Source organism: Neorhizobium sp. PAMB6716 (assembly GCF_058242805.1).
Map to the genome: position 1 here is coordinate 2,984,879 of NZ_CM177835.1, position 21,917 is coordinate 3,006,795.

Annotated in this window: 17 protein-coding genes; 6 read left to right on the top strand and 11 right to left on the bottom strand. The window is 61.6% G+C overall.

The window, feature by feature from the left end; genetic code table 11:
• Window positions 1-8: 8 nt before the first annotated feature.
• The 3 genes from murJ to mutS all read right to left on the bottom strand — a co-directional run bounded on the left by murJ (window position 9) and on the right by mutS (window position 7,225).
• Entirely contained in the window at window positions 9-1,583 is a 1,575-nt protein-coding gene (murJ, locus tag AC4CWH_RS14560) for a murein biosynthesis integral membrane protein MurJ (RefSeq protein WP_491319288.1), read from the bottom strand.
• Complete coding sequence (locus tag AC4CWH_RS14565; RefSeq protein ID WP_491319289.1) at window positions 1,580-4,417, bottom strand: [protein-PII] uridylyltransferase; 2,838 nt, start codon at window positions 4,415-4,417, stop codon at window positions 1,580-1,582. The genes murJ and AC4CWH_RS14565 overlap by 4 nt, the downstream gene beginning before the upstream one ends.
• A gap of 159 nt (window positions 4,418-4,576) precedes the next feature.
• The gene (mutS, locus tag AC4CWH_RS14570; RefSeq protein WP_491321438.1) at window positions 4,577-7,225 is read right to left on the bottom strand and encodes a DNA mismatch repair protein MutS; all 2,649 of its coding nucleotides are present in this window, start codon (window positions 7,223-7,225) and stop codon (window positions 4,577-4,579) included.
• Between the two features lie 194 nt (window positions 7,226-7,419).
• Between mutS and AC4CWH_RS14575 the strand changes: the two genes are divergently transcribed.
• A complete protein-coding gene (locus AC4CWH_RS14575; RefSeq protein WP_491319290.1) occupies window positions 7,420-9,720 on the top strand; it encodes an NADP-dependent malic enzyme in 2,301 nt (766 codons plus the stop codon).
• A 75-nt stretch (window positions 9,721-9,795) separates the two neighbouring features.
• Here the strand turns inward: AC4CWH_RS14575 and olsB are convergent, their stop codons facing one another.
• From olsB to AC4CWH_RS14600, 5 genes are all read right to left on the bottom strand, one after another.
• The gene (olsB, locus tag AC4CWH_RS14580) at window positions 9,796-10,668 is read right to left on the bottom strand and encodes a l-ornithine N(alpha)-acyltransferase (RefSeq protein ID WP_491319291.1); all 873 of its coding nucleotides are present in this window, start codon (window positions 10,666-10,668) and stop codon (window positions 9,796-9,798) included.
• Window positions 10,669-10,779: 111 nt separating this feature from the next.
• Window positions 10,780-12,732 carry a hybrid sensor histidine kinase/response regulator gene (locus tag AC4CWH_RS14585; protein WP_491319292.1) on the bottom strand — a complete coding sequence of 651 codons (1,953 nt, stop codon included), beginning with the start codon at window positions 12,730-12,732 and terminating at the stop codon, window positions 10,780-10,782.
• Window positions 12,733-12,892: 160 nt separating this feature from the next.
• Window positions 12,893-13,393 carry a signal peptidase II gene (gene lspA, locus AC4CWH_RS14590; protein ID WP_491282762.1) on the bottom strand — a complete coding sequence of 167 codons (501 nt, stop codon included), beginning with the start codon at window positions 13,391-13,393 and terminating at the stop codon, window positions 12,893-12,895.
• A complete protein-coding gene (locus AC4CWH_RS14595; RefSeq protein ID WP_491319293.1) occupies window positions 13,390-14,247 on the bottom strand; it encodes a TrmH family RNA methyltransferase in 858 nt (285 codons plus the stop codon). Before AC4CWH_RS14595 ends, lspA begins: the two co-directional genes overlap by 4 nt.
• A complete protein-coding gene (locus AC4CWH_RS14600) occupies window positions 14,244-15,404 on the bottom strand; it encodes a class I SAM-dependent methyltransferase (RefSeq protein WP_491319294.1) in 1,161 nt (386 codons plus the stop codon). The genes AC4CWH_RS14595 and AC4CWH_RS14600 overlap by 4 nt, the downstream gene beginning before the upstream one ends.
• 142 nt (window positions 15,405-15,546) lie before the next feature.
• On the opposite strand from AC4CWH_RS14600, the gene AC4CWH_RS14605 reads away from it, so the two are divergent.
• Window positions 15,547-16,002: an SRPBCC family protein gene (locus AC4CWH_RS14605; RefSeq protein WP_491319295.1), complete on the top strand. Its 456-nt coding sequence runs from the start codon at window positions 15,547-15,549 to the stop codon at window positions 16,000-16,002.
• Between the two features lie 20 nt (window positions 16,003-16,022).
• Here the strand turns inward: AC4CWH_RS14605 and AC4CWH_RS14610 are convergent, their stop codons facing one another.
• From AC4CWH_RS14610 to sppA, 3 genes are all read right to left on the bottom strand, one after another.
• The gene (locus AC4CWH_RS14610; RefSeq protein WP_491282766.1) at window positions 16,023-16,382 is read right to left on the bottom strand and encodes a DUF1049 domain-containing protein; all 360 of its coding nucleotides are present in this window, start codon (window positions 16,380-16,382) and stop codon (window positions 16,023-16,025) included.
• Between the two features lie 126 nt (window positions 16,383-16,508).
• A complete protein-coding gene (locus AC4CWH_RS14615; RefSeq protein ID WP_491282767.1) occupies window positions 16,509-16,820 on the bottom strand; it encodes an integration host factor subunit beta in 312 nt (103 codons plus the stop codon).
• Window positions 16,821-16,846: 26 nt separating this feature from the next.
• Window positions 16,847-17,797: a signal peptide peptidase SppA gene (sppA, locus tag AC4CWH_RS14620; RefSeq protein WP_491319296.1), complete on the bottom strand. Its 951-nt coding sequence runs from the start codon at window positions 17,795-17,797 to the stop codon at window positions 16,847-16,849.
• A gap of 316 nt (window positions 17,798-18,113) precedes the next feature.
• Here sppA and lptC point away from each other — a divergent pair, with 316 nt between their 5' ends.
• From lptC to rpoN, 4 genes are all read left to right on the top strand, one after another.
• Window positions 18,114-18,794, top strand: coding sequence for an LPS export ABC transporter periplasmic protein LptC (lptC, locus tag AC4CWH_RS14625; RefSeq protein ID WP_491282769.1), 681 nt, complete (start codon window positions 18,114-18,116; stop codon window positions 18,792-18,794).
• On the top strand, window positions 18,791-19,360 hold the full coding sequence (locus tag AC4CWH_RS14630; protein WP_491319297.1) for an LptA/OstA family protein: 570 nt from the start codon (window positions 18,791-18,793) through the stop codon (window positions 19,358-19,360). The genes lptC and AC4CWH_RS14630 overlap by 4 nt, the downstream gene beginning before the upstream one ends.
• Window positions 19,361-19,377: 17 nt before the next feature.
• A complete protein-coding gene (gene lptB, locus AC4CWH_RS14635) occupies window positions 19,378-20,172 on the top strand; it encodes an LPS export ABC transporter ATP-binding protein (protein WP_491282771.1) in 795 nt (264 codons plus the stop codon).
• Between the two features lie 153 nt (window positions 20,173-20,325).
• Window positions 20,326-21,888 (top strand): RNA polymerase factor sigma-54, encoded by a 1,563-nt coding sequence (gene rpoN, locus AC4CWH_RS14640; RefSeq protein WP_491319298.1) that lies wholly within the window; start codon window positions 20,326-20,328, stop codon window positions 21,886-21,888.
• The last annotated feature ends 29 nt before the right edge of the window (window positions 21,889-21,917 follow it).

The following is a 21,917-nucleotide window of genomic DNA, read 5'->3' on the forward strand; positions in this document are numbered from 1 at the left end:
GAAGCTCATCAGCCGGGCTGCTTCGGCTTGCGCTTGAGGTTGCGGCGGATCATACCGAGATCGGCACCACCGACGGCAAAGGCCGCGGCAAAGTAGACCAGCATTGCCACGCCGATCAGCGCAAACAGGGCAAGGACCTTCTCGATCAGCCGGGTGCCCGGTGCAAGCCAGGGAGCCGCATGGCCAAGCGCATAGCTGAGGGCCGCACACATGATGCCGGTTGCCACGAGCAGCAGGAGGGTGCGCCGGGCAAGCCCCCACTCCCAGACCAGATGGCCGCGCCGCAACAGCATGGTAAACAGCAGCGCCGTGTTGATCCAGCCGGCGGCGGCTTCTGCCGTTGCAATGCCGCGTTCGGCAATCAACGGGAAAAGCGTGATGGCAAGACCTGAATTGACGACTACCGACAGCATGGTGAAACGCATCGGCGTCTTGGTGTCCTCGCGGGCATAAAAGCCCGGCTGCAAAGCCTTGATCAGCACGAAGCCCGGCAGGCCGAGCCCGTAGATGGCGAGGATGGAGGCAACCACCGTGGTGTTTTCGGCGGAAAACGCGCCGCGCTCGTAGAGAACGCGGATAATCGCATCCGACAGCATCCAGAGCCCACCGGCGGCCGGCAGCGTCAGGAACAACACGAATTCCAGCGACCGGTTCTGGATATTGCCGGCCTCCTTCATGTGGCCGGATTTGAGCGCCCTCGACAGTTCCGGCAAAAGCACGACGCCAACGGCCACGCCGACGACGCCGAGCGGCAGCTGGTAGATACGGTCGGCATATTGAAGCGCTGCAATCGCGCCTTCCTTGCTCGACGCAATTGCCTGGCCGATGATCTGGTTGATCTGCGTCACGCCACCGGTAACGGCTGCCGGCACGGCCAGCACCAGCAACCGCTTCACATTCGGGGTGATGCGCGGCATGCGAAAGCCGATGCTGATGCCGGCATGGCGCACGCCGATATAAACCACGGCCAGCTGCAAGAGCCCGGCAACCAGCACGCTCCAGGACAGATACCATGCCGTCGACAGCGGATCGGCACCGCTCCACAGCGCATAAAACAGCGCGCCGATCATCACCACGTTCAAAAAGACGGGCGCAATGGCGGCGGCAAAAAAGTGATGCAGCGAGTTCAGCATGCCGCTCATCATTGCCGTCAGTGACATGCACATCAGATACGGAAACATCACCGCGGCAAGGCGGATGGTGATCGACATCTTGTCCGCATCATCGGCAAAACCGGGCGCGATCACGAAGCGCACCAGAAGCGGCATGGAAAGCTCCATGACGATGGTGATCAGCAGGAGAACGGAAAAGAGAACGCCAAAAACTTCCTCGGAAAAGCGCTTGGCGCCATCGATGCCGTTCGCTTCGATTTCCTTGGAAAACAACGGCACGAAGGCGGCGTTGAAGGCGCCTTCGGCAAACAGCCGGCGAAAGAGGTTCGGGAACCGGAAGGCGGCGTAGAATACGTCGGCCATCGGGCCGGTGCCGAGCGCTGCCGCCATCAGGGTTTCGCGGGCGAACCCGAACACGCGGCTGCCGAGCGTGGCGCCGCCAACGGTTGCAAACTTCTTGACGAGGCTCATGCTTGTGTCCGTGACTTGGCCAGAGCGGTGTTGGACACGGCGGCCGGATCCGGCGCGATGATGCCCGACGGCATGCCGCGCCGCAACTCGTCCTCCTGCTCGGAAATAACAGTCTTGAGCCGCGTGACGATGGTGCCCTGACGGTTCTCGTTGGTGACTTTCTGCCCGACGAGATCCGTCACGTAGAAGGTATCGATGACCTTTTCACCAAACGTGGTGATGCGTGCCGAGTGAATGTCGAGCGACAGGTCCGCCAAAACAACCGTCATGTCTGCCAGGAGACCGGTGCGGTCGAGCCCTTCCACCTCGATGACGGTGAACTTGTTCGACAGCGTGTTGGAGAGCGTCACCGAAGGATGGACGGTAAACGTCTTGTTGCGCTTCTTGGAGCGGGCGCGGGTGGCGATCACCTCCGGCAGGCGTTTCTTGCCCGACAGCACGTCCTCGATCATGCGGCCAATCGTGGCGGCGCGACGCAACTCGTCCTCATCGTTCTGGAACTCGCGGCTGATGAGAATGGTGTCGAGCGCGCGCCCGTCGGTGGTCGTATAGATCTGCGCATCGGCAATGTTGGCGCCGGCTGCCGCGCAGGCGCCGGCAATGATCGACAACAGGCGCGGATGGTCGGGTGCCAGCACCGTGATTTCGGTAATGGCGCGAAAACTGTCGGTGCGCACCATGGTGGCAAGCGCATGGCCGGCCTTGTCCGTCTCACGGATGAAGCCGACATGGCGCACCTGATCTTCCAGCGGAACCGACAGAAGGTAAGGCTGGTAATGCAGCTTCGAATAGGTCTTGCGTTCCTTCTGGCTCCAGTCGGAGAGCGCCTTGGCCAGCGCCTCCTCGGAAGCTTTCGCCCGCTCCTTGCGCGATACTTCCGAAAAGCCACCCGACAGCAGCAGCTCGGTCTCGTAATAGAGCGTGCGCAAAAGCTGGCCCTTCCAGCCGTTCCACACGCCGGGGCCGACGGCACGGATATCGCATATCGTCAGGATCAGCAGCATCTTCAGCCGGTCGAGCGACTGCACCTTGTCGGCAAAATCGGTGATCGTCTTGCGGTCGTGCAGGTCGCGGGTCTGCGCCACCATCGACATCAGCAGGTGCTGGTCGATCAGCCAGGCGACGAGTTCCGTCTGTTTCGGTTTCAGCCCGAAGCGCGGGCACAGCTTGCGCGCCACACGGGCGCCGGCAATCGAGTGATCCTCCTGGCGGCCCTTTGCGACATCGTGCAGCAGAACGGCGACATAAAGCGCCTGACGCTCCTCGATATGCGGCATCAGCTTGTTGGCGAGCGGATGCTCGTCGGCAAAACGGCCCTTGTCGATGTTGGAGAGGCCCTCGACGGCGCGGATCAGGTGCTCGTCCACCGTATAATGGTGGTACATGCTGAACTGCATCATCGCGACGATCTTGCCGAATTCGGGAATGAACCGGCCGAGCACACCGGCCTCGTTCATGCGCCGCAGCGTCAGCGCAGGCTCCAGCCGCGAGGTAAGGATGGAGAGAAACAGCCGGTTTGCCTCGGTATTTTCACGCAACTCGTCATTGATGAGATGCAGGCCGCGCGTAATCGCCTTCAGCGCATCCGGGTGGTATTCCAGCCCGTGCAGGTCAGCCACATGGAACAGCCTGATAATGCTGACCGGATCCCGCTTGAAGACATCGGGAGCGGCGAGCGCAATGCGGCCCTGATCCTCGACAAATTCGGCGCTGCCGGGGATCTTGCGGGTGCGCTTGCGAAAACGCGAGATGACGCCAGTAATGCCGGGCGCCGGCTTTGCCTGTTCTTCCTCAAGCGCTGCGCACAGAATGCGGGTGAGATCGCCGACATCCTTGGTGACGAGGAAATAGTGCTTCATGAAACGTTCGACGGCCGAGAGGTTCGGCCGGTTGTGATACCCCAGGCTTTCGGCAATCTCGCGCTGGATATCGAAGGACAGGCGCTCTTCGGCCTTGCCGGTCAGAAAATGCATCTGGCAGCGCACGGCCCAGAGAAAATCCTCGGCCTTCTGGAACAGCCGCCACTCCTGGCGCGACAAGACACCGAGCTTCACCAATTCGGCGGGATCACGCACCCGGTAATGATACTTGGTGATCCAGAACAGCGTCTGGATATCGCGCAGGCCGCCCTTGCCTTCCTTGACGTTCGGCTCGACCAGATAACGGGTATCACCGGCTTTCTGATGGCGCTGGTCGCGTTCGGCCAGTTTTGCGACGATAAAATCCGGGCCGCTGTGGCTGACGATTTCTGCTGCGAAGCGTTCCTGCAACTCGTCTGCCAGCGCCTCTTTTCCGCAGAGCAACCGCATTTCTAGGATCGTCGTGCGGATCGTCATGTCCTGTTTGGAGAGCGCAATGCACTCTTCCACCGTGCGGGTGGCATGGCCCACCTTGAAGCCGAGATCCCACAGCACATAGAGCAGGAATTCCACGGCCTTGCGCACTTCTTCCGAATTTTTGACCGGAAGCAGGAACAGAAGGTCGATGTCCGATCCCGGCGCAAGCGTGCCGCGCCCGTAGCCGCCAACAGCCGTGACAGCCATGCGCGAGCCCGATTTCGGATAGACATGACGGGAGACAAGCGCGTGGATGATCGAGATCAGCTGGTCCTGAACCCAGGATATGCGCTCGGCGCAATTCAGCCCGCTGCCATCCTCGGAGAGTTTCATCCGTGCCTTGTCGCGCGCCTCGCTGTTGGCGCGGCGCAGGAGAGGAAGAAGCGCTGCCCGGATTTCCAGCATATTGCCGTCACCGGCGTTGGCGATCGCCTCGCATTCGTCTCTGAGGCGGTCCACATCCAGAAGTTCTGAAAAATCAATCTCGTGTCTTGCCATCTTGCCCTGCCGGTGCCGCTCCCGCAAAGCGCTATAGCTTTTCCGGGCCGGTTTCACAATGAAATCGGCGTCAAACCAAGCGCAACGGCACAATGAACCGCAGACCTTGCCAAGGCGTTTCGCAGCACAGGCTTTTGCCTGTCAGCGGATGCCGGGAGGCTATTTTGCGTCGATCTGCTTTTTCAGCGCATAAAGCGCATCCAGCGCCTCGCGCGGCGTCATATCGTCGGGGTTGATCGCCTTCAGCGCGTCTTCCACCTTGGAGGGTCCGCGCCGTTCCTGCTCCTTGCGCACCGCCACCTGGAAGAGCGGCAGATCGTCGATCAACTGGCTTGCCGGGTTCTTGCGGTCGGCATCCTCAAGCTTGTTCAAGACGTCGCGGGCGCGCGAAACGACCGCCTCCGGCAGGCCGGCAAGTTTGGCCACCTGAATGCCGTAGGAGCGGTCCGCTGCCCCCGGCCCCACCTCGTGCAGGAAGATGACGTCGCCATCCCATTCCTTCACCCGCATCGTGGCATTGGAGAGCCGCCCGAGCTTTTCCGACAGCGCCGTCAGCTCGTGAAAATGCGTGGCAAACAGGCCCCGGCAACGGTTGGCCTCATGCAGGTGTTCCACGGCTGCCCAGGCAATCGACAAGCCGTCGAAGGTCGCAGTACCCCGGCCGATCTCGTCGAGGATGACGAGGGAACGGTCGGTCGCCTGGTTGAGGATGGCCGCGGTCTCCACCATTTCCACCATGAAGGTGGAGCGCCCACGCGCCAGATCGTCGGATGCACCGACGCGGGAAAACAGCCGGTCGACGACACCGATCTGCGCGGCGGCTGCCGGAACGAAGGAGCCCATCTGCGCGAGAATGGCAATCAGCGCGTTCTGGCGCAGGAAAGTGGATTTACCGCCCATGTTGGGACCGGTGAGCAGCCAGAGCGCGCCGAACCCGCCATCGCTTTTCGGCGAGAGATCGCAATCATTGGCGATGAACGCACTGGACGACTGACGCCGCAGCGCCTGCTCCACCACCGGATGGCGCCCGCCCTCAATGTTGAACTGGCGCGAGCCATCCACCTGCGGGCGGCAATAATTCCATTCATCGGCCAGAAGCGACAGCCCGGCGGCGACATCAATGACGGCAAGCGCACGGGCACCGGCCTTGATTGCCTCGGCACTGGCCAGCACCGCCTTCGTCATCGTCTCGAAAGCGGCAAGCTCGATGGTCAGCGCCTGGTTTGCGGCATTTGCGATGCGGCTTTCGAGATCGGCAAGTTCCGTCGTGGTAAAGCGCATGGCGTTTGCCATGCTCTGGCGGTGAATGAAGCGGGCCTTTGCCTCTGGCGTATCGATCATCGGCCCGGCATTGCCGGCGGTCACCTCGATGAAATAACCGAGCACATTGTTATGCTTGATCTTGAGCGACTTGATGCCGGTTTCCTCGGCATATTGCAGCTGCAGGCCGGCTATCACCCGGCGCGACTGGTCGCGCAGCGCCCGCACCTCGTCCAGATCCGCATCTGCGCCATCGCGGACGAAACCACCGTCGCGCTTCAGGAGCGGCAGATCCTCGGCCAGCGTCTCGCCCAGCTGCTGTTCGAGCGCGAAGGGCAGCGCCTGCAGGTCCGTCAGCGCCGCCGACAGTTCCTCCGGCAACAGCGCGCCGGAAAGGTGCTCGGCCACCTGGCGGGCAGCGGACAGCCCCTGGCGGATGCCACCGAGATCGCGCGGGCCGCCGCGATCAAGAGCCAGCCGCGACAGCGCGCGTGGCATGTCAGGCACATGCTTCAAGGCCGCCCGCAGGTCGGAACACAGCGACGGCTCGTCGATGAGGAAGGCGACGCTATCCAGCCGGCCATTGATGATGGCGGGGTCGGTGAGCGGCGACATCAGCCGCTCGGCAAGCAACCGCGCGCCGCTGCCGGTGACGGTGCGGTCAATGGCCTTCAGCAGCGAGCCGTCGCGATCTCCCGACAGCGTGCGCGTCAGCTCCAGATTGCCGCGCGTTGCCGGATCGATGAACAGCGTCGAGGCGCCGTTTTCACGCTCGGGCGTGCTGAGCGGCGGGCGCTCGGCGATCTGGGTTTTTTCCACATAAGCGACGGCCGCAGAGGCGGCGGCGAGTTCACTGCGCGAAAACGTGCCGAACCCATCCAGCGTGCCGACGCCGAAATAACGGGTGATGCGCCCTTCCGCAGTCGCGCTATCAAACAGCACACCCGGCTGCGGCACGGCCACGCGGCCGAGAATATCGAAGGTGGCCTTCAGGTCGGGGTCGTGGAAGACGGTATCCGGCACGATCAGTTCGCGCGGCTCGATACGCAGGATATCGGCGAGCAGTCGCAGCGGTGTGGTTTCCGCCACGCGAAAGACGCCCGTGGAAATATCGATCCAGGCGAGCGCCATCTGCGTGTCGGTGCCACCGCGAATACGGGCCAGCGCCATCAGATAGTTGGATTCCGATGGCGACAGCAGCTTTTCTTCCGTCAGCGTGCCCGGCGTCACCAGCCGCACCACATCGCGCTTGACGACGGATTTGGAGCCCCGCTTGCGGGCTTCCGCCGGATCTTCCACCTGCTCGCAGACGGCGACGCGATACCCGAGTGAAATCAGCTTCTGCAGATAGTCGTCAGCCGCATGGATCGGCACGCCGCACATCTGGATATCCTGGCCCATGTGCTGGCCGCGCCGGGTGAGCGTGATGCCGAGCGCCCGCGAGGCCTCCACGGCATCTTCGAAGAACAGCTCGTAGAAATCGCCCATGCGATAGAACAGCAGCGAATCCGGGTTGTTCGCCTTGATCTCGATAAACTGCTCCATCATCGGCGTCGCAGAAGCCCGGCTTTCCGCGGTGATGAGTTCGGCTGTATTCCAGACGTCTGATGTAAGGCGTTCCAAGGCGTTTCCGGCCGTTTTCTGTTGCGTGGCGTGACCTGCGACTCTATCGGTTATGCCCCTGACAATACAACAGAGCACGCCCGAAACTTGGGCGATGCCCACAACATGCTGGAGGAGACATGTCTGCCAAGGAGACCCACCCGGCCTCGGGTGCGAACCACAAGCGCGCTTCGGTAACGGAGCAGGAAGCGCTCGATTTTCACAGCAGCGGCCGCCCCGGCAAGCTGGAGATCACACCCACCAAGCCGATGGCGACCCAGCGCGACCTGTCGCTGGCCTATTCGCCCGGCGTTGCTGTGCCGGTCAAGGCCATCGCCGCCAACCCCGATAGCGCCTACGACTATACCACGCGCGGCAACATGGTGGCTGTCATCTCCAACGGCACCGCGATCCTCGGCCTTGGCAATCTCGGCGCGCTCGCCTCCAAGCCGGTCATGGAAGGCAAGTCCGTCCTCTTCAAGCGTTTTGCCGATGTCGATTCCATCGACCTTGAGGTCGACACGGAAAATGTCGACGAATTCGTCAACTGCGTGCGTTATCTCGGCCCCTCTTTCGGCGGCATCAACCTTGAGGATATCAAGGCGCCGGAATGTTTCATCATCGAGAGCCGGTTGCGCGAACTGATGGACATCCCGGTGTTCCATGACGACCAGCATGGCACGGCCATCATCGCCGCCGCCGGTCTCATCAACGCGCTGGAACTGACCGGTCGCGACCTGAAGACCACAAGGCTCGTCTGCAACGGCGCCGGCGCTGCCGCCATCGCCTGCATCGAACTCATCAAGGCCATGGGCTTTGCGCCCGAAAACATCATCCTCTGCGACACCAAGGGCGTCATCTACCAGGGTCGCACCGAGGGCATGAACCAGTGGAAGAGCGCGCATGCGGTGAAAACCGACCGGCGCACTCTGGAAGAGGCGATGAACGGCGCAGACGTCGTGCTCGGCCTGTCGCAGAAGGGCGCCTTCAGCGAAGAGATGATCCGCTCCATGGCGGACAAGCCGATCATCTTTGCCATGGCCAATCCCGATCCGGAAATCACCCCGGAGGAAGTCTCGCGCATCCGCGACGATGCGATCATGGCGACCGGGCGCTCGGATTATCCGAACCAGGTGAACAACGTTCTCTGCTTCCCCTACATGTTCCGCGGCGCGCTCGATGTGCGTGCCCGCCAGATCAATGACGCCATGAAGATTGCCGCCGCCAATGCGCTGGCCGACCTGGCTCGCCAGGACGTGCCGGATGATGTGGCCGCCGCCTATCAGGGCGTGCGTCCCCGTTTCGGGCCGCAATACATCATTCCGGTGCCGTTCGATCCGCGTCTCATCTCGGCCATTCCGGTGGCCGTTGCCAAGGCTGCCATCGAAAGCGGCGTGGCCCGCAAGGTGATCGAGGATCTCGACGCCTACGGCCGCGATCTCTCGGCAAGGCGGGATCCGATTGCCGCGACCACGCAAGGCATCTACCAGCAGGTGCGCCGCAGCCCCAAGCGGGTGGTGTTTGCCGAGGCGGAAGAAGAGCAGGTCATGCGCGCTGCCGTCTCCTTCATCGCACAAGGGCTCGGCACAGCCATTCTGCTTGGCCGCGACGACGTAATCCGCTCTACGGCAGAACGGGCCGGCATCGAGCTAGATCGCCCGGGCATCGAGATCGTCAACGCACGCCTCTCCACCCGCGTCGAAACCTATATCGATTATCTCTATGCAAGGCTTCAGCGCGAGGGTTACCTGCTGCGTGACGTGCAGCGCCTCATCCACAACGACCGCAACCACTTTGCCGCCTGCATGGTGGCGCTGGGTGATGCGGATGCGATGGTGACGGGCACGACGCGTAATTATGCAACGGCGCTCTCCGACGTGCGCCGCTGCATCGATGCAAAACCCGGCCACAAGGTCATCGGTGTCTCGCTCGTCGTGTCACGCGGCCGAACCGTCTTCGTGACGGATACCGCCGTCCACGACATGCCCTCCGCCGAGGATCTGGCTGATATCGCCGTGGAAGCCGCCCGCATGGCGCGCCGTATGGGATATGAGCCGCGCGTCGCGCTGCTTGCATATTCCACCTTCGGCCAGCCGCGCGGCGAACGCTCGGAACGGGTGCGCGAGGCGGTGAAAATCCTAGACCAGCGCCGTCTCGATTTCGAATATGACGGCGAGATGGGGGCCGATATTGCGCTCAATGCTACCCGCATGGAGCAATATCCGTTCACGCGTCTCTCCGGCACCGCCAACGTGCTCGTCATGCCCGCCATCCACTCGGCGGCCATTTCCACGCGCATGCTGGAGGAGCTTGGCGGCTCGACGCTGATCGGCCCGCTTCTGGTCGGCCTCGACAAGTCGGTTCAGATCACCTCGATGGGCGCCAAGGACAGCGATATCGTCAACATGGCCGCCATTGCCGCCTATAACGCCGGGTCCTGAACTCCCGTCACACCAAATAAAAAGCCGGCGGACTGAAAAGTCCGCCGGCTTCTAATCGGAACAGGCGGCCAGGGCTCAGCTGGCAAAACGCCCGGCATCGGCCCCGTAATAATTGATATAGCGGCCTGAAATCGCTTCGATCGGCAGGATGACCAGCACATCGGTGGTGTTGAACGCCTGATCGACGACGGCGCCGCGGCCGACCATGGCACCCAGCCGCAGATAACCCTTGACCAGCGGCGGCATCGACATCAGCGCCCGCTTGGGATTGATCGCTTCGGCCGGCATCAGGTCCATTTCGCAAAACAGATCGGACTTGGCAGAGGCTGCCCAGTCGCCCTTGGCGCAGACCGTCTGATGCAGGAAGGACAGCGCCAGCGCATGCTCCTCCGGCCGCACGCCCGGAAACGAGGCGCAACCGAACATGGCATGGATATTGTGCTTCAGCGCATAGGCCCAGTTGCCCTGCCACAGCAGTTCCACCGTGCGTTTGGTGCGATAGTTGGGCAGCACGCAGGAACGGCCAAGCTCCATGAAGCGTTTGTCGGGATGGCGCGCCAGAAGCGGATCGATATCGAATTCGCAGGCGGAATAGAAACCGCCATGGTTGACCGCCACGTCCTGGCGCAGGAGACGGTAGGTGCCGACGATCTGGTCTTCCGGATCGCCATAAAGCGCCGTATCGACCACCAGAAGATGGTCGCAGATATCATCGAAGCTATCGATGTCGCGACCGCGGCGCATGGCCTCGGGCGGCAGCTGGGCATGCATTTCCTCGACGAACACCCGGTAACGCAGCGCCTGGGCTGCATCCACTTCGCGGGGGTTGCGGGCAAGCCGGGTTTCCAGGCTGCCGATCCGGCCCAGAACATCGGTGCGGGCCTGCGGGCGCGACGGGCTCTGCTCGGCACCAAACGCGATGTCGCGATCAAGCAATTCGATAGTCATGACGTTTCGTCCGTCTCTGATGATTGTCTTCATAGAACATCAAAGTGCAACAACAACGTGACAAACCGAATTCCGGCAAAAGAAAGGCTGAAACGCATTTTATGACAGCTGTCAGGCGGAGGCCGCCATGACCAGTTCCACCTCACGCAGAAGGACCTGCGGATCGATGGGCTTTTGCAGGACCCGGCGCGCGCCTTGCGCCAGCATCTTGTCCTGGAGAACGGCATCCATTTCGCCGCTGAGCACAAGAACCGGGGCGATCATACGGCGAGCGCCATTGTGGCCATTGGCCAGCAGCGGCAGCACTTGCGCCAGGTCGCCACCGGGCATGTGAATATCGGAAATGATGAGGTCTGGATGCCTCTCACCCAGGGCCGCCTCCTGCAGTGCGGCAAGATCAGACACATGATGAACGACACATCCGGCCTTCTGGAGGATCGAGCCGACCATCATGGCGCTCACCGGATCGTCTTCGGCAAGCAGCACGGAAAGCTGCCGGCGCGTCAGGATCGGGGCCTGTGGCCGCGCCTGCGTGCGCATGTCGGAGGGCGAACGCCCTTCGCCGCCGCCAAGCCTGCCGCGCAGCACGTCGACCAGCGACTGTTCGCGCAGCGGCCGGATCAACCAGGCGTCATAACTGTCCCAGGGTTGGGCTGCACGCTCCTCGGGGCTCACCAGAAGGATGCGGCGCATGCCGTGCGCTTGCGTCAGCAACGCAACGGAGCCCTCCGTGCGATGATCGACGATCATATCGGTAAAGGCCATGCCCTGCCGGGCCAGCTGGCCAATGGTCTGCTCCGCTTCGGCGGGCGTGCGCGCATGGCGACAACGGCCGCCCAGTGTTTCGATGGTGGCGATGGTGGCCGCCGCCGCCGGCCCCGTCGGCGCAATCAGAAGCACGCGCGACGAGCGCAGCAGCAACATGCGGTCATTGCCTTCATTGCCAGCCTTGACGAAAACGGCCGGGAACCGGATGGTGAAGGTGGTGCCCCTGCCCTTTTCGCTGTCGACAGACAGTGATCCGCCGAATTCGTTGAGGATTCGGGTGGCAATCGAAAGGCCAAGGCCGGTGCCGCCGCTGCGGTCCATGGCCTCTCCGGCCTGTTCGAATTCGGCAAAGATGTGCCGCTGCGCTTCCGCCGTCATGCCCGGTCCCGTATCGGCAACGGTAATCACCACATGGCCGCCATCCATGCCGACACGGGTCAGTACACCCCCCTCATGGGTGAACTTGACGGCATTGCCGATGACGTTGAACAGCACCTGTCGCAGGCGTGCCGGATCAAAATCCATCAGCGTCGGCACATCGAAGGCAACAGTCGAGCCGATCTCGATCGATTTTTCATGGGCGCGCGGGGCGAGCATTTCCACGACGCTTTCCAGCAACTGGCGCAGGTTTTCCGCGCGGCTGTTCAGGCGGAAACGGCCGGCCTGCAGGGTGGCGAAGTCGAGAAGATCATCGACAAGCTGCGCCATCGCAAGGCCCGCCTGGTGGACGCCGCCGATATAGTTCTTCTGCTCAAGCGTCAGGCTGGTCTGTTCCAGCAGATGGCTCATGCCGAGAATGCCGGTCAGCGGCGTGCGCAGTTCATGCACAACGGTTGCCATCTGCCGGGTTTTCGAGGCGCTTTCCTCCTCCGCATGCAGGCGCGCTTCTTCGCGCTGATGGGCAATATCCCGCTCGGCTGTCACATCCCGCCCCGTGCCAAGCACGAGGATTGCCTGCGAGATCGGATCCTGCAGGACAACATCCTGCCAGGAAAAGATGCGCATGCCTTCAACTGTGGGGACCTCGATATCCTTCGGCTGAAGCAGCGGTTCCGGCGCAAGCGCGATCCCCAGTTCGTCGGGCAGACGGCCCTCCGGGGCGGCACAGCCGGTCAGCAGGCGGAACGTCAGGTTGGATCCCTTGACCACCCCGTTTTCAGCGCGCACCAGAGCGGGATGGGAAAACAGATCCTGACTGGCAAGAAAGGCAAGCGGCGTCATGGCGGCGTGAACATCCGGCACGTTTGCCGATCCGTGTTCAAGATAAACCCCGCCATCTGTCAGGAATCGGCTCATCGCGTTCGTTCACTCCGCAGGACCTGCTTCACGACCCCTCCTGCCCATCTGGTCGTCGCAAGAAAGCGATTCGAGGCCAGCAGTGACGATCGGTGAATACGCGCATGACGCATAATTAGCACAAGTTCCTTCTCAAAGCTTATCACTTCAAGCGTAAAGATTATGCGCGCTTGCGTCTAGATCCTAGCAGTTCATCAAGAATGACGCATCCGGCACCTATTGTTATAAAGCTGTCTGCCAGATTGAATACAGCAAAAGACCATGTTTGGGTATGAAAGAGAATATAATCTACAACATGCCCATAAAACAGGCGGTCAAGAATATTACCGATTGCTCCCGAAATGATCAGCGCAAAACCGAGATGCGCAAACATCCGGTCTTTTGGCGTGCGGTGCCAGAGCCACAGCACAAAGACGACGATGACGAGGCGCATCGACACGATGAACCAGCCTTCCATGTCCGACAGCATGGAAAAGGCAACGCCGAGATTATAGGTGCGGTAGAGCGCCAGAACCGGCAGAAGCGGAACAGCCTCCTGTAATGGCAGGAAAGCCTCCACCGCCACCTTGATCAACTGGTCAAGGAGGACGGCAACGACAATGAAGATGGCAATCGGCACGGGCCGCGACAGAAGCGTCCGGGTTGTAACAGGCTCTGTCATCGGGCCTCCAGGCTGAGCAGGTGCCGGCGCGCCTCAAACAGCATGACGGCGGTGGCAACGGCAAGGTTGAGCGAATCGGCAAGCCCCTGCTGGGGAATGCGCGCCAGCCGGTCGGCCGCCTTCGCCAGCTCATCCGGCAGGCCGGATTGTTCGTTGCCCATCAAAAGGATGGTCGGTTTCGGCTTATAATCGATCGTGCGGTAATCGACGGCGCCAGCCAGATGCGTGGCCACCACCTGCGCACCGGATTTTCTGGCAAAACCGATGAACTCACCGACAGACGCCCGGTAGAGCGGCATGGCAAAGATCGAGCCCATCGTGGCCCGCACCGTCTCCAGCGAAAACGGATCGGTGCATTCGCCAACGAGGATGACGCCAGATGCGCCGGCGGCATCGGCCGTGCGGATGATCGTGCCGAGATTGCCGGGATCGCGCACCCGGTCGAGCGCCACGAAGGTTTGCCCCAGTTCCGGCCGCAGATCGGACAGACGTTTCCACTGCTGCTCGAAAATGCCGACGACCATCTGCGGATTGTCGCGCCGCGTCACCGAAGACAGCACCTTTTCGCTGACTTCCAGCACAAGCCCGCCGCGCGCCACGGTTTTTACCGCGACCTGCTCGACCAGCGGCTTGCCCTTGGCGGCTTTCGCATAAACCAGCGTGCGGATTTCAAAGCCCAGTTCCAGCGCGTCAATGACGAGTTTTAAGCCCTCCGCCATGAAGGTGCCGGTTTCCTCGCGGTCCTTCTTGTTGGAGAGCGCCTTGATGTCCTTGATGATCGGGTTGGAAAGGCTGGTGACTTCCTTCACCTGCCCTACCCGGCCGGTACCGGTCCGGCGGTCTTCGTTTGTCATGTGCGCACCCAGCGGCTGAAGAGAGAGGTGGAAAGCGTGCGCCCGGGCGTGTGGCCGTCAAGGCCTGCCTCGCGGATCACAAGCTCACCGGATTCGACGGCGCCGCCCGCGCCGCGCATGGTCTCGCGCATCAGCTCGTGGATCGAATAGAAGCTGGCGCGGATCGAATAGGCCGTCAGCACCAGGCCGATGGCGTTCGGCGACAGGATCTCGCGGCACACATCGAGCATCAGCGGCAATTGTTCGAAGAGATGAAACACTTCGCCGTTCGGGCCGCGACCGAATTTCGGCGGATCGGCGAGAATGATGTCATAGCGGTTGCCGCGACGCTCCTCGCGCAGGATGAACTTCATGGCATCCTCGCAGATCCAGCGGATCGGCGCCTTGTCGAGCCGCGACAAAGCCTGGTTTTCGCGCGCCCAGCCGATCGCCTTCTTGGAGGCATCCACATGGGTGACTTCGGCGCCAGCTGAAGCTGCCACCAGCGAAGCGACGCCCGTATAACCAAAGAGGTTCAAAACCTTGATCGGCCGGCCGGCCTTTTCGGCCTGTTCCTTGACGAAGGCCCAGTGGACGAGTTGCTCGGGAAACACGCCGACATGGCGAAAGGCGGTGAAACGACCGAGAAAATCGACGCCGAGCAGCGCCATCGGCCAGGTTTCGCCAAGCGCTTCCCTTGGAAACCGCCAGCGGCCCATGCCGTCTTCGTCGGTGTCGCCGGTAAAGATCGCATCGGCGTTTTCCCAGACATGGGGGCCAAGCGTCGGTTGCCACAGCGCCTGCGCTTCCGGGCGCACGATGCGATACGGTCCGTATTGCTCCAGCTTCAGTCCGGCACCGCTGTCGATCAGGTGGAAATCGCCGGCGGCCTCAGACGAAAGAATGACCGGCACGCGCTCGGCCGGCAGATCACCGCTGCGCTTGAGAAGCGGGCGTACCTCCACGGGCTGCAGCGCCGCTGGTTCAGGCCGTGCAGGCTTGCTCTCCGAGCTTGCCGGCGATTTTGCCGATGTCTTTGCCGGCGCACGGCTTTCTGCCCGCACGCGGTTTTGCGGGTCGCCGGCATTTTTGGATAGGGATCTCGGCTCGCGCCGTTCAAATTTCTTCTTCAACGCGTCTCGTCCGCTGATGTCTGGTCTGACGGCAGCAAATAGCATTGGCCAGCCCCTTGGCAAAGCGCTTTCCGGTCTGCGATACAGGAAGGTGAACGGTCGTTAGAGGAGCACGGCCGGCACGATCGGCAATATGGAGCGCCCCAAGTGCGCCCACAGGGACGCACGGCGCTTTGGGAGGAGAGCCATGGACATTGTTGGAGAAGAACGCATTGCGGCAACGCGTCCGGTGGTCTGGGCCGCTCTGAACGATCCGGAGATTTTAAAACAGTGCATTCCGGGCTGTCAGACGCTGGAGCAGGCCTCGCCGACGGAACTTGCGGCCACCGTCAAGATCAAGATCGGCCCTGTCTCGGCCAGTTTCAGCGGCGAAGTCACCCTCACCGACATCAATGCGCCCGAGAGTTATCGCATTTCCGGTGAAGGCAAGGGCGGCATTGCAGGCTTTGCCAAGGGATTTGCCGATGTGGTGCTGCGCGAAGACGGCAATGACACGATCCTCACCTACAAGGCGGAGGCGCAGGTGGGCGGCAAGCTCGCCCAGCTCGGCTCACGTCTGATCGGTTCCACCTCGCAAAAGCTGGCGCAGCAGTTTTTCGCCAATTTCAACGCAGCGGTGGGAGAACGCGTCAGCGACCTCTAAAAACCTTCTCGACTGGCGTTTCAGCCCTTCGCGGGCGGAAGCGTCAGCGCCGGAGATGCCGAGTTTCTCGCCGGTGTGGTGGCATTGCTCGCCGGCAAGCCCTGGTGGCGTTTCAGCGCCTCGCGCGCTTCAATGCGGGCCTGGCGACGGTATTTGCCCTGGGCGATCCAGGTGGCGACAGAGCCCAGCAGCATGCCGAAGATCACCGCCAGAAACAGGAAAACGAAGAACGGGCCGCTCAGCGCAAGCACGGTATCCTGAGGTTCGAACGGGTTCAACGCCAGCGTCACCACCTGCCGGTTGGCCACGCACAGCACGATCAGCACGATCGCAAGCGGCACGAAAACCACCAGACTGACGATTTTCTTGACCCGGTTCATCGATAGCTCCTGGCGAATCTGAACGGCGAAGCGCCGCCGGTTGCGGTGCTTTCAAGTGTAACGAGGATAGCGTCCGAACCGGCGCTTTCAAGGCAGGCTCAACGCCGGAGCGCTGCAAAGACGCAATCAATCGGCGTCTTCGTCTTCCTCGTCGGCCAGATCGGGGTTCAGCCGCTCGCGCAACTCCTTGCCGGTCTTGAAGAAGGGCACCCATTTTTCCTCGACGAACACCGTTTCACCGGTGCGCGGGTTGCGGCCGGAGCGTGACGGCCGGTTTTTCACGGAAAATGCGCCAAAGCCACGCAATTCGACCCGATTGCCCCCCGCCAGCGCATCGGTGATCTCGTCCAGAACCGCATTCACGATGTTCTCGACGTCGCGGTGATAGAGGTGCGGATTTCGTGCCGCGACGATCTGCACCAGTTCTGACTTGATCACGATTTCCCCCTGAAAGGATTAGACTTTCACTGCCGCCCAACCTGCCAAACCGAGACCAGACCGTCAAGGAACAAGTTTCCCGCACCCCATCCGCGCATGGCATTGGATAGGCTGCTTACGTCAAGACCCATCAGTCCGGCAATGCCTGCTGCAGAGGCAAGCGACAGGAAGGAGGATTGCTCGGCCTTCTTCCACTCGACGATCGGCAGCTTGTCGTCCACGCCGCGCGAGGCCAGATACTTGCGGATCTCCGGCGTTCCGCCCAATTGATCGACCAGTTTCACCTTCAGCGCCTGGCGGCCGGTAAAGATGGTGCCGTCGGCAAGTTTCAGCACCTCGTCGCGCGTCATGCCGCGCCGGTCGGCCACCAGATCGACGAACCAGTCAAAACTGTCCATCACCATGGCGCGGATCATCGCCTTGGCGTCGTCGCTGGCCGGATGGAAGGGCGAAGGCTCGGCCTTCAGCGGCGCCGACTTGATCTCATCGAGCGATACGCCAAGCTTTTCAAGCAGCGGCTGCACCTGCGGATACTGGAAGATGACGCCGATCGAGCCGGTGATCGAGCTTTCACCGGCGACGATATTGTCGCCGGCAGAGGCGATCATGTAGCCGGCGGAGGCGGCAAGGGTGCGAATGTCGGACACAACAGGCTTTTCGGCCGCCACCGCGCGCAGCGCCTTGAAAATACGCTCGCCGCCATAGGTCGTGCCGCCCGGCGACGAAATGGAAACAACGAGCGCCTTGGCCTGGCTGTTCTTGGCGATCGCCTCCAGCCGCTCGACCAGTTCGTCGTCATCGGTGATCATGCCGGAAATTTCAACGCGGGCCACGTGCGGCGCAACGGTTCCGCCGCCGCCTGCGGCATACCGGTAGACGGAAAAACCGATGGCAACGAGGAGCAGGGCTGCTGCCACGCGCCAGAAGGTAAGCTTGCGACGCAGCATCCGCCGATCGGCAATGGCCAGTTGGTCCATGGATTCCTCGCTTGTTTCACTCTGTCGGGCCTGCCGTTCTGAAAAAAGGCTGCCCGGGTCGATCCCGACCACGTGCCTTGCGTCATAACACGGCAGGTCGGTCGCATAAATCCTTGTCGCGCAGAGCACGCCAACCGTGTCCTTCGCGCCGCACACAGGCAAGAATGGCGACCGGGCAGGCCTGCATTACACGAAATTGTGTCGGCCTTTATTGTTTCTTGATGGATAAAAGCCATATTGGAGTTGGAGGAAGCCCATCCTGTTCCGCCTCCGCCTGGCGCAGACATTCTGCACTGGGAGGCCCCTAAAGGTTTCAATGCTGCAGAAAACAACAACACAGCACGGATCGACGCTCATGGACGCGCGCACCAATGCCTATATGGCGGCGATGGCGCATTCCAGACGCGTGCGCAGACTGCGCGTGCTGCTGCCAGTGGCAGCGACGATCATTTCGGCGATCTTCATCGCTGTCTCCGTCGTGCGCACCTACCTGCCCGAAAATCTCACCATCCAGAGCGCCACCATTGAAGATGGCAAGATCGTCATGGAAAGTCCGGCCATTGCCGGGCGCAACGAAAAGGGCATCAGCTACTCGCTGACGGCCACGCGCGCCCTGCAGGATCTGACCGACCAGAACATGATCACGCTCGAAAACGTCAAGGCAGCCATGCCGATGAATGAAGACGTGATTGCCCGTGTGACGGCACAAGGCGGCATCTTCGATCGGTCCAAGGACCGGCTCAACATGACGAAGCCCTTCCAGGTGAACCTCAGCAACGGCATTACCGCCGATTTCCAGACCGCCTTCCTCGATGTGCCACAAAGCACGATGGAAACGACCGACCCCGTGAAGATCACCACGGACAAGGCCTCCATTGTTGCACAGACGATGAAGATGTCGGATAAGGGACGTACCATCACCTTCGCGGGTCAGGTCCAGGTCAATCTGGCAGGCGCCGCTCTCACCAACCAAGGCAACCAGAGCCCGGCCCCATGACCCTTTGCCGCCCCTTCGCACACCCCTTCGCCGCCCGGCTCATCACCGGCCTGGCGCTCGCCTGTCTTGCCACAACGGCATCGGCGCAGACGACGACGAAAAAGATGGACGGCATGAAGCTGTCCAAGGATCAGCCGATCCAGATCCAGAGCGACCAGCTCGAGATCAAGGATGAGGAAAAGAAGGCCTATTTCACCGGCAATGTGCAGGTGGTCCAGGGCGCCACAACCATGCATTCCGGCACGATGGTTGTGCTGTACAAGGGTGAAGGCAGCACTGTGTCTTCCGGCCAGACCGATATCGACAAGATCTTCATCGACAACAAGGTTCTGCTCACGTCGGGCACGCAGCAGGCAACCGCCGATAGCGGCGTCTTCGACATGGCCTCGCAGACCTTCGTTCTCACCGGCAAGCAGGTTGTGCTGTCGGATGGTCCCAATGTTTTCAAGGGCTGCAAGCTGACCGTGCTGATGAACACCGGTGAAGCCAAGCTCGACAGCTGCGGCGGCCGTGTCGAGATCATGCTCGACCCGAAGTCCCGCCCGCAGCAGCAGCCGAAGCCTTAGAGAAACCGAACATCACGATGTCCCTGTTTTCAAGGCGCCCCAAGGCGGGCGCGACCGAAGCTTTCGACCCGCGTGACAAGGCGCGGTACGAAGGCACGTTGATTGCGCACAGCCTGTCGAAGACCTATGACACGCGCCGTGTGGTAAACGGCGTATCGATGATCGTGCGCCGCGGCGAAGCCGTGGGTCTGCTGGGTCCGAACGGCGCCGGCAAGACCACCTGTTTCTACATGATCACCGGTCTTGTCGGTGTCGACGAGGGCATGATTGCCATCAACGGCAATGACGTCACGCATATGCCGATGTACCGGCGGGCTCGCCTTGGCGTCGGTTACCTGCCGCAGGAAGCCTCGATCTTCCGAGGCCTCACCGTCGAGGAAAACATCCGCGCCGTGCTGGAAGTGCATGAGCGCGACCGCCAGAAGCGCGAGCGCAAGCTCGACGAGCTGCTGGAAGAATTCCACATCGAGCGCCTGCGCAAGTCGCCGGCCGTCGCCCTTTCGGGCGGTGAACGGCGTCGCCTGGAAATTGCCCGCGCGCTTGCCACCGACCCCGCCTTCATGCTGCTCGACGAACCCTTTGCGGGCGTCGACCCGATCTCCGTTTCCGATATTCAGAATCTCGTGCGTCACTTGACGGCGCGCGGTATTGGCGTTCTGATAACGGACCATAATGTGCGCGAGACGCTGGGACTGATCGATCGCGCCTACATCATCCATGCCGGTGAAGTGCTCACGCATGGTCGCGCCGAAGATATCGTCAACAATGCCGATGTCCGTCGTCTCTATCTGGGCGACAAATTCAGTCTCTGACACAAACCTGACAAGAAATTTACTTTCGCGTCACCTCTGTGCTTGACCAAATCTATTAAAAAAGCAATTTTTGGGCCAAGTGCTCTGCGTGATCCTGTGTGTCGGTGACAAAGGGTGCGAAAGGGGGATTTGTACGGGAGTTCAGCGTCCGCCATGGCATTATCCGCCAGCCTTTTCCTGCGTCAGAGCCAATCGCTCATCATGACGCCGCAGCTGATGCAGTCCATCCAGCTGCTGCAGATGACCCATATCGAGCTTAATCACTTCATCGCGCAGGAAGTGGAAAAGAACCCTCTGCTGGAAATTGCGCCAAATGAGAGCGAAACAGGCAGTGATTATGCCGATTCTGCCGAATCCTATGGCGACGGCGCCGCATCCGTGGGCGACGGGCATGGCGAGGCATCCGATGGCGGCAGCGATGCCGACTGGTTCGACAACGGATCTGCCCGCCACGAACAGCTGAGCGAACGTCTGGACGCAAATTTCGAAAACGTCTTTCAGGACGATGTCGCCCCGCGTGGCGCCGATGCGCCCGAACTGATCAGCCAGTGGAAATCCATGCCCGGCGCAGATGCCGGCGAAAGCTACGACCTTGACGATTTCGTCGCCGGTGTCGTGACGCTGAAGGACCACCTGACGCAGCAGGCCCCGTTCCTGCTGTCAAAGCCCTCCGACATGCTGATTGTCCAGCACCTCATCGACCAGCTCGACGAAAACGGCTATTTCCACGGCGATATCAACGATATGGCCGTGCGGCTCGGCACCTCTGAAAGTTCCATCGAATCTGTGCTGACCGCTGCCCAGACCCTTGATCCACCGGGCGTGTTTGCCCGCTCGCTCAGCGAATGCCTGGCCATCCAGCTGCGCCAGAACGACCGGTTCGACCCGGCCATGCAGGCGCTGATCGCCCATCTCGACCTGCTTGCCAAACGCGATTTTGCCAGCCTGCGCAAGATCTGCGGCGTCGACGACGAAGACCTGATGGACATGCTTGCCGAAATCCGCGGCCTCAATCCGCGCCCCGGCGCCAGTTTCCAGACGGGGATTTCCGAGGCGATCATGCCCGATATCGTCGTGCGCGCCGGTTCCGACGGCGCCTGGCTGGTGGAGCTGAACCCAGACACGCTGCCGAAGGTGCTGGTCAACCAGGCCTATTTCCAGACGGTCTCGAAAAAGGCGACGCGTCAGGGCGAGGACCAGAACTTCCTCTCCGAATGCATGCAGACGGCCAACTGGCTGACCCGCAGCCTCGACCAGCGCGCCAGGACGATCATGAAGGTGGCAACCGAGATCGTGCGCCAGCAGGATGCCTTCCTGCTCCACGGCGTCGATCACCTGCGGCCACTGAACCTGAAGACGGTCGCCGACGCCATCAAGATGCACGAATCGACCGTCAGCCGCGTCACCTCGAACAAATACATGCTGACGCCGCGCGGCCTGTTCGAGCTGAAATATTTCTTCACGGTGTCGATCAACTCGGCCGAAGGCGGCGACAGCCACTCGGCAGAAGCGGTGCGCCACCGCATCCGGCTCCTCATTGAAAAGGAGAGCCCGGATGCCGTCTTGTCCGACGATGACATCGTCATCAGCCTCAAAAACGGTGGCGTGGAGCTTGCCCGGCGTACGGTCGCCAAGTACCGGGAAGCCATGAACATTCCCTCCTCCGTGCAGCGACGGCGCGAAAAACGTGCCCGCGCCAAGCTTGCCGCCTGCTGATCACGGCTCTTCACGATTTGACCGCCCGA